Below are 13,443 nucleotides of genomic sequence, written 5' to 3' on the forward strand. Positions count from 1 at the left end.
CTTTTTCCGGTCATGAATCCGCCGTGCGGCACGTGTCATTCGGGTCTTCGTTTCCCCGTTTGAGAGATGCATGACCCGCGCCTTCGCCGCTTTCGCCACTCTCGCCTGCCTCGCTCTGGCCGCCTTCGGGGTCACGGCTTGTTCGCCCCTCGCCCTCTTCGATGCCATTGGTCCGCGCGACCAGGGCGGCCGGCTCGCCCAGAAGAGCGCCGCCTTCGGCACCCATCCGCGGCAGCGCCTCGATGTCTTCACGCCCGTCGGCGGCGCGGCGGATGCGACGGTGCTGGTCTTCTTCTATGGCGGCTCGTGGAAATCGGGCGCGAAGGACGATTACGAATTCGTCGGTCAGGCCCTGGCGGCCCAGGGTTTCGTCACCGTCATCCCCGATTACCGGGTCTATCCGGAAGTTCGGTTCCCCGACTTCCTCGATGACGGCGCCGCCGCCATCGCCTGGGTTCGCGACAACATCGCAGAATATGGCGGCGACCCGCGCCGCATCGTTCTCGCGGGCCATTCGGCCGGGGCCTACAATGCCCTGATGCTCGGGCTCGATCCGCGCTACCTGCGCAAGGCGGGCGTCGACCCGAAGGTGATCCGGGCCGTGGCCGGTCTGTCCGGCCCCTATGACTTCCATCCTTTCGACCAGGACACCTCAAGGGACGTGTTCGGACAGGCCCCCGACCCAGCGGCGACGCAGCCGATCACCTTCGCCAGCCCTCATTCACCGCCCGCATTCCTGGCCACGGGCGGCAACGACACCATCGTCCGTCCGCAGAATACCCAGAGCCTCGCGGCGCGACTGCGCGCGGTGCGGGTGCCGGTTCAGGAGCGGATCTATCCCGGCCTCGACCATGCCGACACGCTTCTGGCCCTCTCGGTCACCTTCCGCTCGAAAGCGCCGGAACTGTCGGAAATGACGACATTCCTCAAGCAATATGCCGGCACTCAACAGCACGTTCGCTCGGTCTCGCGGTGGGACCGTTAGGCGAGCGCCGGAAGACAGGGGGACAAGCCATGCGCGACGACGACACGGACCGGCCGAAGCGCACGGTCTCCCATACGGTCGGCGAGAGCCTCGACACCCTCTCCCTCGACGAGATCGCCGAGCGGATCGCCCTGCTGCGCGCCGAGATCGAGCGCCTGGAATCGGCCCGAACCGGCAAGAAGTCCGCGCTGGACCGGGCATCATCGATCTTCAAACTGTAGGCGCGGAATCTCCGGGCGGGGCCGCGCCCTCCCGCCTCATGGCATCCTCTTCCTCGCCCAGCCGGGCGATGTCGTCGGCCACGACCGCCTCCAGTCCACGCGCGATCTTCAGCGCCCGCGTCGGCTCGCCGACCCGCATCACCAGGACGATGGTCTCGCGATCGGCGCAGCCGGGCTCGCCACAGGCGATTTCGTTGACGGCGAGGACGTCATCCTCGCCGAGCCCGAGACCCAGGCGAAGCGCGCCCTTGAGCCTCGCTGCATCGGCCGACCGTGCGGCCGAGCGGGCGCGGGCATCCTTGAGGGAAAAGAACGCCATCAGGCGGCGGCACGCTGCCAGGCGGGAAACGGATCGGGCAGGGCGCGGTACGGCGCCGGATCGAACCGCGTCACCTCCTCGGAACCGACCAGACAGGCGTCGAGTGCGGCGGTGATCGCTTCCTGGTCGAGACCCGTCCCGATGAAGACGAGTTCCTGGCGGCGGTCGCCCCAGGGCTCGCTCCAGTTCCGGGACAGATGACTGCGCCACTCCGCATCCTCCGGCCAGCGGGCCTTCGGTACGCAGGCCCACCACGCCCCCATCGGCGAAACCCGGGCGATGGCACCGGCGAGGGAGAATTCACCGACCCAGTCCGGGCGCGTCGCCAGCCAGAAATGCCCCTTCGCGCGGATGAGGCCTGGCCATGTCACCTTGGTGAAGGCATCGAACGCCTCGGGCGCGAAGGGACGGCGAGCCCGGTAGACGAAGGAGCCGATCCCGTATTCCTCGGTTTCGGGCACGTGATCGGCGGCGCCGTAGAGCTCCTTGAACCAGAGCGGGTGTTCCTGCGCCCTCTCCTCGCTGAACAGGCCGGTATCCAGAACCCGATCGAGGGGGACGCGGCCATAGGAGGCCTCGACGATGCGGGCATCGGCATTGAGCCCGCGTATCACCGAGCGGACCAGAGCGAGCTGATCCGCCCCGACATCACCGGCCTTGTTAAGGACGACTACATCGGCGAACTCGATCTGCTCCACGAGAAGGTCGACAAGGGTCCGGGCATCCTCCTCGCCCGCACTCTCGCCCCGGTCGCGCAGGAACGCCGTCGAACCGTAATCGCGCAGGAGACTCACCGCGTCGACCACGGTGACCATGGTGTCGAGGCGGGCGACGTCGCTCAGCGCAGCCCCGTCTTCGTCGCGGAAGGAGAAGGTGCTCGCCACCGGCAGCGGCTCGGCGATGCCGGTGCCTTCGATCAGGAGGTAATCGAACCGCCCTTCCTCCGCGAGCGTCCGGACTTCGGCCAGAAGGTCGTCCCGCAGCGTGCAGCAGATGCAGCCATTGGTCATCTCCACCAGGCGTTCGTCGGTGCGAGAGAGGTTGGCGCTGCCCTCACGGATCAGGGCGGCGTCGATGTTCACCTCACTCATGTCGTTGACGATCACGGCGACGCGTCGTCCCTCGCGGTTGTTGAGAATGTGGTTCAACAGCGTGGTCTTGCCGGCACCGAGGAAGCCGGAAAGGACGGTGACGGGGAGACGGTGATCGCGCTGGCTCATCGGAAATCCACTATGTAATGTAATACTATTACAATTCGTGGGATCGTCCCTGTCAATCCCGTTTGAAAATCTCTGTCCACGGGTAGACAGAGGAGGGTCGAAAAGCGCGCTCCGCGTGTTAGGGGAGGGCCATCCCGGCAGAGTCGCGGCAAAGGTGCAGCCGCTGGCCGGCGATCGCCCGAGGATGGAATCCAGTGCGACCCTGGCGAGAAGGACCGGGAGACCGGCGCAGCTACCATCACGGCAACCTCAAAGAGGCGCTGATCGAAGCGGCGCGCCGGTTCATCGCCGAACGCGGCGTGGGCGGTTTCACCCTGGTCGATGCGGCACGCCTCGTCGGAGTGACCCCGGCCGCGCTCTATCGTCATTTCCGGGGTCGCGAAGCTCTGCTGGAGGAGGTGGCCGGCCGTGGCTTCACCGACCTCGCCGAGCGTCTGGCACGCTCCCTCACCTCACGCGGAACACCTCTCGAGCGCTTCACCCGAATGGGGGAGGCCTATCTCGCCTTCGCCGAGGAAGAGCCCGGCTATTATGCCGCGATCTTCGAGACGCGTGGCGCACCGATGGCAGCGGATTCTGCAGCCTCCGACGTCCCGCCGAGGCCCAGCCCCTTCGACCTTCTGCTCGAAGCGCTGAAATCGACGTTTCCGGATGGATTCGGCGGAGTCGAGCCTCGTTTCGTCGCCCTGGAAGTCTGGGCCCTCTCGCACGGGCTCGCCACGCTCTCGGCTTCCGGACATCTGCCGAAAGGGCCCGGAATGCCAGACAAATACGAGCTGCTACGCGCCGGCGTGCTGGCCCTCGTCCATGGTGCGGGACGCCCCCGACCCTCGGCCTGACACTCTCCTGAAAACGACCCTTGAAACCGCCACGTCGCATTCGCAAGTAAATGTGGTTCACATTAACATCGGAGCTGTGAGCCGTGAGCTTTTCCTCGACCTCTCCCTGGGCCACCGGCAAAGCCTGCCGCAGCGGTCCGTTTCCCCGCCGCTCTTTCGAGATCGGCGCCGTCGTCGTCGCGTTCTTCTACTGGTGGCCATTGGCGGCGGCCTACATCGCCTGGAAGGTGGCGGGTTACCCGGCATTGTCCGAACTGCGCGGCATGATCGGCCGTGGATCCGATTGGCAGGCGGGCATGCGCAAATCGCGCTTCGCCCAGGCGTTCGAGGCCGCAGACCTGCGCGGCACCGGCAACCTTGCCTTCGACGATTACCGCCGCGCCGAACTCGACCGGCTCAATGCCCAGCGCAAGGCGCTGCAGGAGGAGAGCCGCGCCTTCGCCGAGTTCGTGGAAGAACTGAAGCGCGCCAAGGACCGCGAGCAGTTCGACGCCTTCATGGCCAAGCGCAACAATAGCGGCCCGACGCAGAGCGTCTGACCGATCCCCCATTCGGGGCAAAGAGGGCTTCCGGCAGCGATGCCGGGAGTCCTTTTTCGTTTGTTCGGCGGCGAGATCAATCCTGCAGTTTTTTCAGGTGATGCAGGGCGATGAAGTGCAGGCAGAAGCCGAGGATCAGCGCCGTCACGCTCACCGCACCCGGCTCGGTCTGGAAGAACCGTAGCGAGACGCTCCACGCCTCGGAGCGGGACAGGCGGTGGTCAAACCCTTCGTAGAGCCGCATCCCCGGCAGGAAGAAGCCGACCATCACCAGAGACGCCCCGAGCGTATTGAGGAACGTGGCGCGATAGCGGACCCTGTCGTTACGGGCGGACTTGCTCATGGGCGTACTGTTTCGGATAAGTTTCATCGACGACCCGGACCACCCTGTTTGCATCGCTCCGACGACCGGGACGCGCCCCTCACCGCGTCATGGCCGCGCTTCTTTATCGGATTTTCATGCCCCGGGGGGCCATAAGGGCGGGAGTTCAAAAGAGCGTGGGGTCGGTCCGGTGCCGTCCGTGGTGCGGTGGGCCGGTTCTCGGGGGAGTGAAGGCGATGGCGAATACGGACGGTCCCGGCGCGGAGACCCGCGCGACGGTCACGGTGGTCGACCATCCCCTGGTCCAGCACAAACTGACCCTGCTCCGACAGAAGGAGCGCTCGACCAAAGGCTTTCGCCAGATCCTCAACGAGATCGGGATGCTCCTCGCCTATGAGGTCACCCGCGACCTTCCCCTGGAGCGGGTGACGATCGAAACGCCGATCCAGGCGATGGAGGCACCGCAGATCGCCGGAAAGAAGCTGGTTCTCGCCCCCATCCTGCGCGCGGGGGTCGGCTTCCTCGACGGCATGCTGTCGCTCGTGCCCTCCGCGCGCGTCGCCCATGTCGGGCTTTATCGCGACCCGGAGACGCTGGAGGCGGTGGAATATTACTTCAAGGCGCCGTCCGACCTCGCCGACCGCACCGTCCTCGTCCTCGACCCGATGCTCGCCACGGCCAATTCGGCCATCGCGGCCATCGACCTCTTGAAGCAGCGCGGCGCTCGCGACCTGCGCTTCGTCTGCCTCCTCGCCGCGCCGGAAGGCGTCGCCAAGCTCCAGGCGACGCATCCCGACGTGCCGGTCTGGACGGCCTCCATCGACAGCCACCTCAACGACCACGGCTATATCGTGCCAGGCCTCGGCGATGCCGGCGACCGGATGTACGGCACCCGCTGAGACATTCCGCGCTTAACAACTGCGCCCTTGCCAACCCGCCCTCCGGCCGCACATGACGGGTCACGCCAACCGGAGATGTGATGCAATGACGTCAAGCCCAGACCTGCCCGAGACCATGCGCCAAATCCGGTTCGCGGGAGCAGGTGGGCCGGATGTCCTGACGCTCGAGACGGTGCCGCTGCCCCAGCCCGGTCCCGGCCAGGTGCTCATCGAGGTCGTGTCGGCCGGCGTGAACCGGCCCGACATCCAGCAGCGCGAAGGCAAGTATCCGCCGCCGAAGGGCGCCACCGAAATCCCGGGCCTCGAAGTCGCCGGCCGGATCGCGGCCCTCGGCGAGGGGGCGGAGGGTTTCGCCATCGGCGACGAGGTCTGCGCCCTCACCATCAGCGGCGGTTACGCCGAATTCGCCGTGGCCGAGACCGGACAATGCCTGCCGCGCCCGGCGCCGCTCTCGCTGATCGAGGCAGCCGGACTGCCGGAGACCTATTTCACCGTCTACAGCAACGTCATCGAGCGCGGGCGGCTGAAGCCGGGTGAGAGCTTCCTCGTCCATGGCGGATCGAGCGGCATCGGCTCCACGGCGATCCAGATGGCGAAGCTCCACGGCGCGCGTGTCTTCGCGACCGCCGGATCCGCCGAGAAATGCGCCTTCTGCAAGGAACTCGGCGCCGACGAGGCGATCAATTACCGGGAGGCGGATTTCGCCGAGGAGATCAAGCGCCTCACCGAGGGCAAGGGCGTCGACGTCATCCTCGACATGGTGGGCGCACCTTACCTCGCCCGCAACCTCGCCTCCCTGGCGATCGAGGGACGTCTCGTGCAGATCGCCTTCATGCAGGGCTACAAGGTCGAGAGCTTCAGCATGACGCCGATCATGATGAAGCGGCTCACCTTCACCGGTGCGACCCTGCGGGCGCGTCCCAAAGCGGAGAAGGCGGCCATCGCCGAGGGCCTGCGCCGGGACATCTGGCCCCTCCTCGCCGATGGCCGGATGAAGCCGATCATCCATGCCACCTTCCCCTTGGAAAAGGCGTCCGAGGCCCATGCGCTCATGGAATCCAGCGCGCATCTCGGCAAGATCATGCTGACGACCGGGCGGTGACGCAGGGGTTAACCTGGATGTAGCTGCGGCTTTTGCGTCATATGCCGCGACCAGGGCCAATCGACTCGGAACAGGGAGCTCGGCCGTCGCGTTCAATCCACCAAATGGGACATCCACGTCTCAGGTTGACCATGACGGCCGTCCCCGGCCGAGCTTCGAAAGGTATCCCATGGCAGAACGACTCGACGGCCAGGACGCGCGTCAGGGCAAGAAGGGCAAGCCGGTCCTCTACGTCCTGATCGGCAGCCTCGTCCTCCTCGCCATCGCCATCACCGGTCTGATGACCTGGCAGGGTGCGAACTCTCCGAAAGACTACGCCTCGCAGAGCCAGGACGCCTCCCGTGGTCAGGTCACCGGCTCCGTGAACGGGTCCGGAAACGGAACCTCGTCGGCGAATACCGGCAACGTTCCCGCTGGCAACCCAGCCTACCCGGCGCCGGCCCAACCTTCGGCCAATGGCGGCCAGAAATAAGCATATCCTAAGCTCGGGGTAAGCCGTGCCACGGTAACGCCAAGGGGTACGTCCCGGACGCAATACCGTGGCCTTTTTTGTACGGTAAAAGAATCGAAGCCGACAATCCACGCTGTGGAAATTGTTTGAGCTCGATCATTCTCGCTACTTATAGTCAGTCTCTGTTAGGACTTCATCCGCAGAGTTCTCGGCGTCTTTTCGATGCGTTCGAGAACTGCCGATGATTACCTACACACCAGCAAGCCTGCCTGTTCCTTTCTTCGGCGATCCTGGAGCCACGATCGGCCTGCGAGCATTGCTCGAACAGGCTTACGGCAAGGAAGCTGTGGCCGAATTCACGAAGCTGCAGATTTCCTACGCGACCACGCCAGGCTATACGCCGTTCAGCTACTGGAACCCCGACATACCATCGGCGACGACTGTGCTGCGCAACGGCAAGACCCTCGAAGACGACAAGACCTACACGATCTTCAATCAGACCCAGCTCGACGATTATTCGCTGAAGGCCGGCAACCTCATCTTCGCGAATGTCGAGATCGCGGTGAAGACCGGCGCCGGCCAGTACCAGAATCTTCGTCTTCAGACCGTCCCCGGGGAATTGAAGGGCCAGGACGCGCACGATGGCATCGTGAACCCCTCCGACATCGTCGCCGCCGCACGCGCCTTGGCGGTCGCCGAGCACGATGTTCCCAACGGCAACGATTGCTACTTTATCGCCGACACCATCGCGGCCTCCGCCGGCGCCCCGCTGCCGAACCATTCCTACGGCCTGCCCTCGCAGAACGTCGAAGGGGGATATTGGCGCATCGCCCATCGCGGAACCGCCGAGGACACCGATTGGCAATCCGAGCTTCAGCCGGGCGACGTGGTGCGGCTGCATTGGCAGAACGGTGGTCCCCACAGCTTCACGGTGGTTTCCAGTCACAACCAGACCGGAACGATGGAGGTGGTCGATAACGGCCTGGACAAGATCGCGGCACACTGGACCGAATATCAGTCGGACGCCAACCCGGAGGCGGTCACCATCTATCGGCTGACCGATGACGGCCTCAACATGATCAACGGCGGCGTCGCGTCCGAGACCCTCCACGGTACGATCTGGAGCGACACCATCTTCGGGATGGCAGGAAACGACACGATCAAGTCAGGCCGGGGCAACGATTCCATCGACGGCGGGCAGGGGGCCGATCTGATGGTGGGAGGTGCCGGGGACGACATTTTCACGGCCGACAACAGGGGCGACCGCGTCGTCGAGGCCGGACGCGAGGGACATGACCGTCTCCTAACGAGCGTCTCCTTCGCGATCTCCGGTACGCATGTGGAGGACGTGGTTCTTCAGGGGGCCAACGCGATCAACGTGAGTGGTAACACCCTCGACAACTTCCTCTGGGGCAACGGCGCTGCCAACGTCATGCGGGGCGGCGCCGGCGACGACAAGATCCATGCGCGCGCCGGCAATGACGTCCTCGTCGGCGGCGCGGGCGCGGACCAGCTGACTGGAGGCAACGGCGCCGATCGCTTCGTGTTCGAGACCGCTTCCGGCCACGACGTCATCATCGATTTCAGGTTCGGTGACGGCGATCGCATCGACCTATCGGGACAGTCCTACACCGTCGGCCACGACATCTACGGTGACGCGCTTATCACCCTGTCGGGCGGCGGGACGGTGGTGCTCAACGACATCGCGCCCGGCGGAGTGGAGTCCGGCTTCTTCGTCTGACCTCACGTGCTCCGATCGGCTTTCGATCCTTGCCCTCGAAAGCCGATTCGAAGGTCTCCGCGCGTCGCCCGCCGGCTCTCAGCGGGTCGGAACCGGCGTTTCACCGCGATAATCGTAGAAGCCGCGCTTCGTCTTCCGGCCGAGCCAGCCGGCCTCGACATATTTCACCAGGAGCGGGCAGGGGCGGTACTTCGAATCCGCCAGCCCCTCGTAGAGCACCTGCATCACCGACAGGCAGGTATCGAGGCCGATGAAATCGGCCAGCTGCAGCGGTCCCATTGGATGGTTGGCGCCGAGCTTCATCGCGGTGTCGATGGCCTCCACCGAGCCGACGCCCTCATAGAGCGTATAGATCGCCTCGTTGATCATCGGCAGCAGGATGCGGTTGACGATGAAGGCCGGGAAATCCTCCGACATGGTGGAGGTCTTGCCGAGCTTGGCGATGAACGCCTTGGCCGAAACGTAGGTCGGGTCCGCCGTCGCGATGCCCCGGATCAGCTCAACGAGCTGCATGACGGGGACCGGATTCATGAAATGGATGCCGATGAACCGCTCCGGCCGGTCGGTCGCGGCGGCGAGGCGGGTGATCGAGATCGACGACGTGTTCGTCGCCACGATGGCGTCGGGGTTCAGAGAGGGGCACAGGGCGGTGAAGATCTGGCGCTTGGTCGCCTCGTCCTCCGTCGCCGCCTCGATGACGAGGTCGCAGGGGGCGAGGTCGTCATAGCTCTCGGCGGCCTGAATACGGGCGACGCCGCTGCGCCTCTGCTCGTCGGTGATCGTACCCTTGGAGACCTGACGCGCCAGATTGCCGTCGATCGTCGCGAGCCCGCTATGGATCCGGGCGGTGTCGCGGTCGTTCAGCCGCACGTCCAGTCCGGCCATGGCGCAGACATGGGCGATGCCGCTTCCCATCTGGCCGGCGCCGATGATTCCGACGGTCTTGATCTCGATGGCCATCGCTTGAACTCGCACCCCTGAGGCGCGGCCGGTTCGGCCGCAGAACGCCCGCCTAGCGATCGAGGCGTTGGCGCCGCAATTGAAATGCGGCGCACAAAATTCCTAGATCATTTTCTCGCTGAGGTGCAGCCCGGGCAAGCGCTTAAATGGGAAAAGAACTCCGCCGCGGATGGCTGCGGCGGAGTCCTGTCGTGGTTCCGGGGCGTAGGGTCAGCCCTTGGCCTTGGCGATCTCGGCCTGAAGCTCGGGGACGATCTGGAACAGGTCGCCGACGAGGCCGTAATCCGCCACCTGGAAGATCGGCGCATCCTCGTCCTTGTTGATGGCGACGATGACCTTCGAATCCTTCATGCCGGCCAGATGCTGGATCGCGCCGGAGATGCCCACCGCCACGTAGAGGTCCGGCGCCACGACCTTGCCGGTCTGGCCGACCTGCCAGTCGTTGGGAGCGTAGCCCGCATCGACAGCGGCGCGCGAGGCACCCACCGCCGCGCCGAGGGCATCGGCCAGCGGCTCGATGAGCTCCTTGAACTTGTCCGAGGAGCCGAGCGAGCGGCCACCCGAGACGATGATCTTGGCGGCGGCCAGTTCGGGCCGATCGGACTGGGCGATCTCCTCGCCCTTGAAGGTGGATTTGGACGAAGCGGGCGCGCTTACCGTGACGGGCTCCACCGGAGCCGTCGATCCCCCGGCGGCAGCGGCCTTGAACGCCGCCATGCGGACCGTGATGACCTTCTTGCCCTCGGCGGCCTGGACGGTCTGGATCGCGTTGCCGGCATAGATCGGCCGGTCGAACGTGTCGGGCGAGATCACGCTCATGATGTCGGAGATCTGCGCCACGTCGAGAAGAGCGGCCACGCGCGGCAGCACGTTCTTTCCGGTGGTGGAGGCGGCGGCGATGATCACGTCGTAATCGCCAGAGAGAGAGACGATCAGCGCCGCCGTCGGTTCGGCCAGGGCGTGGTCGTAGGCGGCATCCTCGGCCAGCAGCACCTTCTCGACACCGTCGAGTGCGGCGGCGGCATCGGCTGCCGGGCGGCTCGCCGCACCGGCGACCAGGGCGTGGATCGGTCCGCCGATTTCCTTGGCGGCGGAGAGCGCCTTCAGGCTGGCGTCGCGCACGGCGCCGTTATCGTGCTCGATGAGGAGGAGAATGGCCATGCTATGCGTCGAACCTCATATGCGGTGCGGCCTGGCATCCGTCGCGGCGTCGCGCCGGATTGCGGCCGAGGATAAGGATTGTGGGCCGGCGCCGGCCATCCTGCGACGGCCGGAGCGCGGACGGAGCCTGAAGCTCAGATGACCGAGGCTTCGCCCTTCAGCTTCTGGACCAGTTCGGCCGCGGAGCCGACCTTGATGCCCGCCTTGCGTTCGGCCGGCTCGACGGTCTTCAGCACCTTGACCCGGGGCGTCACGTCGACGCCGAGCGCATCGGGGCTCAGCTCCTCGAGGGGCTTCTTCTTCGCCTTCATGATGTTGGGCAGCGACGCGTAGCGCGGCTCGTTCAGGCGCAGATCCGTGGTCACGATCGCCGGCAGGGCGAGGGTGACGGTCTGCAGGCCGCCATCGACCTCACGGGTGACGTCGATCGAACCCTCGCCGAATTCGAGCTTGAACGCGAATGTGCCCTGCGGCCAATCGAGCAGGGCGGCGAGCATCTGCCCGGTCTGGTTGGAATCGTCGTCGATGGCCTGCTTGCCGAGGATGACGAGGCCGGGGGCCTCCTTCTCCACGACGGCCTTCAGGATCTTGGCCACCGCCAGCGGCTCCACGAGCCCGTCGGTCTTCACCAGGATCGCCCGGTCGGCGCCCATGGCGAGAGCGGTGCGCAAGGTCTCCTGCGCCTGCTGCGGACCGATGGACACGGCGACGATTTCGGTCGCCTTGCCCTTCTCCTTCAGACGGATCGCCTCTTCGACGGCGATCTCGTCGAACGGGTTCATCGACATCTTGACGTTGGCGAGTTCAACGCCCGAACCGTCGGCCTTGACGCGGATCTTGACGTTGTAGTCGACGACCCGCTTGACGGGCACCAGAACCTTCATGGCGGTCACAATCCTCCAATGATTTTCTTGGCAAGGGCCGGCGCAGCGCGCGAGGGGCCTTCGACGCGGTCGAAGGTCCGGGCACCCTCTTGGAATGAAGCGGCGGACCGTAACGGGGGGATTTCAGACTTGTCAACGCGTGCGACAGTCTAGCCCCGCGTCGAACACATGCGATCCGTAATTCACGCTCGCTTGTATGCGGTCTACCAGATTTCCCGCTTCAGCGGTTCTTGCCTGGAACCCAGAGCACGTCGTCGGCTCCATTGGCATTGGCCGTGCGGCTCGCCACGAAAAGGAAGTCCGACAGGCGGTTGAGGTATTGCAGCGCCTCGGGCGAAACGCGCTGGCCCTCTACGGCGGCAAGGGCCACCGTCAGGCGTTCGGCCCGGCGGCAGATCGTGCGGGCGAGATGGAGCGCGGCTGAGGCCGCGGAACCGCCGGGCAACACGAAGGATTTCAGCGGCGACAGCTCGGCATTGAGCACGTCGATATCCGCCTCGATCCGCTTCACCTGGCTGGCGACGATACGCAGGGGCTCGTAGGCCGGCGGCTCGTCGCTTTCCGGGGTCGCGAGATCGGCCCCGAGGTCGAACAGGTCGTTCTGGATACGGCCGAGCATCGCGTCGAGGACGATATCGGCGTGGAGACGGGCGAGACCGATGCAGGCATTGGTCTCGTCGACCGTCCCGTAGGCCTCGACCCGCAGATCCGCCTTGGAGCGACGTTCGCCATTGGCGAGCGCCGTGGAGCCCTTGTCGCCGGTGCGCGTGTAGATGCGGTTCAGGGTGACCAAGGGTTATCCGATCTCAGATCCGGGCGTCGGGCTCAGAACGTGTAGCCGATCTTGCCGCCGAAATTCGTCAGGCCGCGATTCTCGTGGCACAGGCCGGCATTCGACATGTGCTCGACGGTGGCCATGATGCTCCAATGCTCGGTCAGACGATAGCCGAGCGCCGCCGCTTCGCGGAAGAGAGGGTTGCAGCCCAGGGCGTTGAAGCCCGCCGGTGCGTTGGCCTTCAGGCCGGTATAACCGTTATGCGCGCCCGCGCCGAAGAAACCTTCGAGGAAGACCCGGTTGTTCAGGGTCTGCGGGAAGAGGTCCACCGTCCAGGTCGCGCCGATATAGGCGAAGCTGGTGCGACCATCGAAATTGTAGCTGCCGCCCACGGTCGGGCGCGGCACGAAGGCCTGCCAGAACGGATCGAGGCTCACCACCGGCTTGGAGAACAGGATCTCGCCGTTGATGGCGTTGGTGTTCTTCTCGGCGCTGCCGGGATCCTGCACGGCCCCGCCGATACGCACTTCGGACACGATGCTCAGCGGCTGGACAGGCGTGACGTAGGCCGCGGCGGGAGGCGGCGATCCGAGATCGGCGGCCTGGGCGGAACACACGACGGGCAGGGCGAGAATGCCGGCGACCAGGCGAGAGCAGATGGCTTGCATCGATGACGGATCCAAAGTGAACCCGACCTTCCTACCACGCAGGAATACGCTGGTGTCAGCCCGGCCGATCAGTAATCCCGTCCCGATATCGTCTTAGACGAGAGGTGAGACCCAGCCGCCACACTCACCGAGATGTGATAATTGCTCAGGCGGAGCGCCACCAGACGACGCCCATGATGAAAATGATCGCCAAGAACTGGAGCAGTACGCGGAGGCGCATCAGCCGCTGAGACAGGTTGGCGCTGCCCCCACGCATCATGTTGATGAGACCGAGAAACAGCACGACGGCCACGGCAAGGCAGGCGACGAGGACCAGGGTGTTGGATGACATGGAGGCTCGCGCTCGGAACGGGGGGA

The 13,443-nt window shown here is 65.4% G+C and carries 17 protein-coding genes; 8 read left to right on the forward strand and 9 right to left on the reverse strand.

Translation table 11 applies throughout. From position 1 onward, the window contains the following. Nucleotides 1-70: 70 nt before the first annotated feature. Both ASF32_RS05905 and ASF32_RS05910 read left to right on the forward strand, forming a co-directional pair. The gene (locus ASF32_RS05905; protein ID WP_056424826.1) at nucleotides 71-985 is read left to right on the forward strand and encodes an alpha/beta hydrolase; all 915 of its coding nucleotides are present in this window, start codon (nucleotides 71-73) and stop codon (nucleotides 983-985) included. Between the two features lie 29 nt (nucleotides 986-1,014). Then, nucleotides 1,015-1,206, forward strand: coding sequence for a DUF1192 domain-containing protein (locus ASF32_RS05910; protein ID WP_056424829.1), 192 nt, complete (start codon nucleotides 1,015-1,017; stop codon nucleotides 1,204-1,206). On the opposite strand, the gene ASF32_RS05915 is transcribed toward ASF32_RS05910, so the two are convergent. Together ASF32_RS05915 and zigA are read right to left on the reverse strand one after the other, a co-directional pair. Then, entirely contained in the window at nucleotides 1,196-1,525 is a 330-nt protein-coding gene (locus ASF32_RS05915; RefSeq protein WP_056424832.1) for a hypothetical protein, read from the reverse strand. The two genes, ASF32_RS05910 and ASF32_RS05915, sit on opposite strands and share 11 nt — an antisense overlap. Further along, nucleotides 1,525-2,745, reverse strand: coding sequence for a zinc metallochaperone GTPase ZigA (zigA, locus tag ASF32_RS05920; protein ID WP_056424835.1), 1,221 nt, complete (start codon nucleotides 2,743-2,745; stop codon nucleotides 1,525-1,527). The genes ASF32_RS05915 and zigA overlap by 1 nt, the downstream gene beginning before the upstream one ends. Before the next feature lie 194 nt (nucleotides 2,746-2,939). Here zigA and ASF32_RS05925 point away from each other — a divergent pair, with 194 nt between their 5' ends. Both ASF32_RS05925 and ASF32_RS05930 read left to right on the forward strand, forming a co-directional pair. Continuing rightward, nucleotides 2,940-3,584: a TetR/AcrR family transcriptional regulator gene (locus tag ASF32_RS05925; RefSeq protein WP_056424838.1), complete on the forward strand. Its 645-nt coding sequence runs from the start codon at nucleotides 2,940-2,942 to the stop codon at nucleotides 3,582-3,584. A gap of 83 nt (nucleotides 3,585-3,667) precedes the next feature. Further along, the gene (locus ASF32_RS05930) at nucleotides 3,668-4,123 is read left to right on the forward strand and encodes a DUF2852 domain-containing protein (RefSeq protein WP_056424840.1); all 456 of its coding nucleotides are present in this window, start codon (nucleotides 3,668-3,670) and stop codon (nucleotides 4,121-4,123) included. 76 nt (nucleotides 4,124-4,199) lie between these two features. Here ASF32_RS05930 and ASF32_RS05935 read toward each other — a convergent pair whose 3' ends face one another. Further along, nucleotides 4,200-4,466: a hypothetical protein gene (locus ASF32_RS05935; RefSeq protein WP_056424843.1), complete on the reverse strand. Its 267-nt coding sequence runs from the start codon at nucleotides 4,464-4,466 to the stop codon at nucleotides 4,200-4,202. A gap of 215 nt (nucleotides 4,467-4,681) precedes the next feature. Here ASF32_RS05935 and upp point away from each other — a divergent pair, with 215 nt between their 5' ends. The 4 genes from upp (at nucleotide 4,682) to ASF32_RS25175 (ending at nucleotide 8,638) form a co-directional block, all read left to right on the forward strand. Further along, nucleotides 4,682-5,344, forward strand: a complete 663-nt coding sequence (gene upp / locus ASF32_RS05940) for a uracil phosphoribosyltransferase (RefSeq protein WP_056424845.1) — start codon at nucleotides 4,682-4,684, stop codon at nucleotides 5,342-5,344. An 85-nt stretch (nucleotides 5,345-5,429) separates the two neighbouring features. After that, nucleotides 5,430-6,446, forward strand: a complete 1,017-nt coding sequence (locus tag ASF32_RS05945; RefSeq protein WP_056424848.1) for an NAD(P)H-quinone oxidoreductase — start codon at nucleotides 5,430-5,432, stop codon at nucleotides 6,444-6,446. Between the two features lie 169 nt (nucleotides 6,447-6,615). After that, a complete protein-coding gene (locus tag ASF32_RS05950; protein WP_056424851.1) occupies nucleotides 6,616-6,918 on the forward strand; it encodes a hypothetical protein in 303 nt (100 codons plus the stop codon). A 220-nt stretch (nucleotides 6,919-7,138) separates the two neighbouring features. After that, nucleotides 7,139-8,638, forward strand: coding sequence for a calcium-binding protein (locus ASF32_RS25175; RefSeq protein ID WP_056424853.1), 1,500 nt, complete (start codon nucleotides 7,139-7,141; stop codon nucleotides 8,636-8,638). Between the two features lie 78 nt (nucleotides 8,639-8,716). Here the strand turns inward: ASF32_RS25175 and ASF32_RS05960 are convergent, their stop codons facing one another. The 6 genes from ASF32_RS05960 to ASF32_RS05985 form a co-directional block, all read right to left on the reverse strand. Beyond that, nucleotides 8,717-9,598, reverse strand: a complete 882-nt coding sequence (locus ASF32_RS05960; protein WP_056424857.1) for a 3-hydroxybutyryl-CoA dehydrogenase — start codon at nucleotides 9,596-9,598, stop codon at nucleotides 8,717-8,719. Nucleotides 9,599-9,808: 210 nt separating this feature from the next. Then, on the reverse strand, nucleotides 9,809-10,759 hold the full coding sequence (locus tag ASF32_RS05965) for an FAD-binding protein (RefSeq protein WP_056424860.1): 951 nt from the start codon (nucleotides 10,757-10,759) through the stop codon (nucleotides 9,809-9,811). Between the two features lie 134 nt (nucleotides 10,760-10,893). Beyond that, the gene (locus ASF32_RS05970; RefSeq protein WP_056424864.1) at nucleotides 10,894-11,643 is read right to left on the reverse strand and encodes an electron transfer flavoprotein subunit beta/FixA family protein; all 750 of its coding nucleotides are present in this window, start codon (nucleotides 11,641-11,643) and stop codon (nucleotides 10,894-10,896) included. A gap of 220 nt (nucleotides 11,644-11,863) precedes the next feature. After that, nucleotides 11,864-12,436, reverse strand: a complete 573-nt coding sequence (locus ASF32_RS05975) for a cob(I)yrinic acid a,c-diamide adenosyltransferase (RefSeq protein WP_056424867.1) — start codon at nucleotides 12,434-12,436, stop codon at nucleotides 11,864-11,866. 32 nt (nucleotides 12,437-12,468) lie between these two features. Continuing rightward, complete coding sequence (locus tag ASF32_RS05980; protein ID WP_056424869.1) at nucleotides 12,469-13,086, reverse strand: acyloxyacyl hydrolase; 618 nt, start codon at nucleotides 13,084-13,086, stop codon at nucleotides 12,469-12,471. A gap of 145 nt (nucleotides 13,087-13,231) precedes the next feature. Continuing rightward, nucleotides 13,232-13,417 carry a twin transmembrane helix small protein gene (locus ASF32_RS05985; protein WP_056424872.1) on the reverse strand — a complete coding sequence of 62 codons (186 nt, stop codon included), beginning with the start codon at nucleotides 13,415-13,417 and terminating at the stop codon, nucleotides 13,232-13,234. Between the last annotated feature and the right edge of the window lie 26 nt (nucleotides 13,418-13,443).

It is taken from the genome of Methylobacterium sp. Leaf91 (genome assembly GCF_001422815.1).
Classification (GTDB): Bacteria; Pseudomonadota; Alphaproteobacteria; order Rhizobiales; family Beijerinckiaceae; genus Methylobacterium.

What these genes read in the sequence shown, in the direction of transcription:
- ASF32_RS05985 (WP_056424872.1), bottom strand. Translation starts at nt 13,417, where the DNA reads ATGTCATCCAACACCCTGGTCCTCGTCGCCTGCCTTGCCGTGGCCGTC.
- ASF32_RS05915 (WP_056424832.1), bottom strand. Translation starts at nt 1,525, where the DNA reads ATGGCGTTCTTTTCCCTCAAGGATGCCCGCGCCCGCTCGGCCGCACGG.
- ASF32_RS05945 (WP_056424848.1), top strand. Translation starts at nt 5,430, where the DNA reads ATGACGTCAAGCCCAGACCTGCCCGAGACCATGCGCCAAATCCGGTTC.
- ASF32_RS05965 (WP_056424860.1), bottom strand. Translation starts at nt 10,759, where the DNA reads ATGGCCATTCTCCTCCTCATCGAGCACGATAACGGCGCCGTGCGCGAC.
- ASF32_RS05970 (WP_056424864.1), bottom strand. Translation starts at nt 11,643, where the DNA reads ATGAAGGTTCTGGTGCCCGTCAAGCGGGTCGTCGACTACAACGTCAAG.
- ASF32_RS05905 (WP_056424826.1), top strand. Translation starts at nt 71, where the DNA reads ATGACCCGCGCCTTCGCCGCTTTCGCCACTCTCGCCTGCCTCGCTCTG.
- ASF32_RS05935 (WP_056424843.1), bottom strand. Translation starts at nt 4,466, where the DNA reads ATGAGCAAGTCCGCCCGTAACGACAGGGTCCGCTATCGCGCCACGTTC.
- upp (WP_056424845.1), top strand. Translation starts at nt 4,682, where the DNA reads ATGGCGAATACGGACGGTCCCGGCGCGGAGACCCGCGCGACGGTCACG.
- ASF32_RS05910 (WP_056424829.1), top strand. Translation starts at nt 1,015, where the DNA reads ATGCGCGACGACGACACGGACCGGCCGAAGCGCACGGTCTCCCATACG.
- ASF32_RS05950 (WP_056424851.1), top strand. Translation starts at nt 6,616, where the DNA reads ATGGCAGAACGACTCGACGGCCAGGACGCGCGTCAGGGCAAGAAGGGC.
- ASF32_RS05980 (WP_056424869.1), bottom strand. Translation starts at nt 13,086, where the DNA reads ATGCAAGCCATCTGCTCTCGCCTGGTCGCCGGCATTCTCGCCCTGCCC.
- ASF32_RS25175 (WP_056424853.1), top strand. Translation starts at nt 7,139, where the DNA reads ATGATTACCTACACACCAGCAAGCCTGCCTGTTCCTTTCTTCGGCGAT.
- zigA (WP_056424835.1), bottom strand. Translation starts at nt 2,745, where the DNA reads ATGAGCCAGCGCGATCACCGTCTCCCCGTCACCGTCCTTTCCGGCTTC.
- ASF32_RS05960 (WP_056424857.1), bottom strand. Translation starts at nt 9,598, where the DNA reads ATGGCCATCGAGATCAAGACCGTCGGAATCATCGGCGCCGGCCAGATG.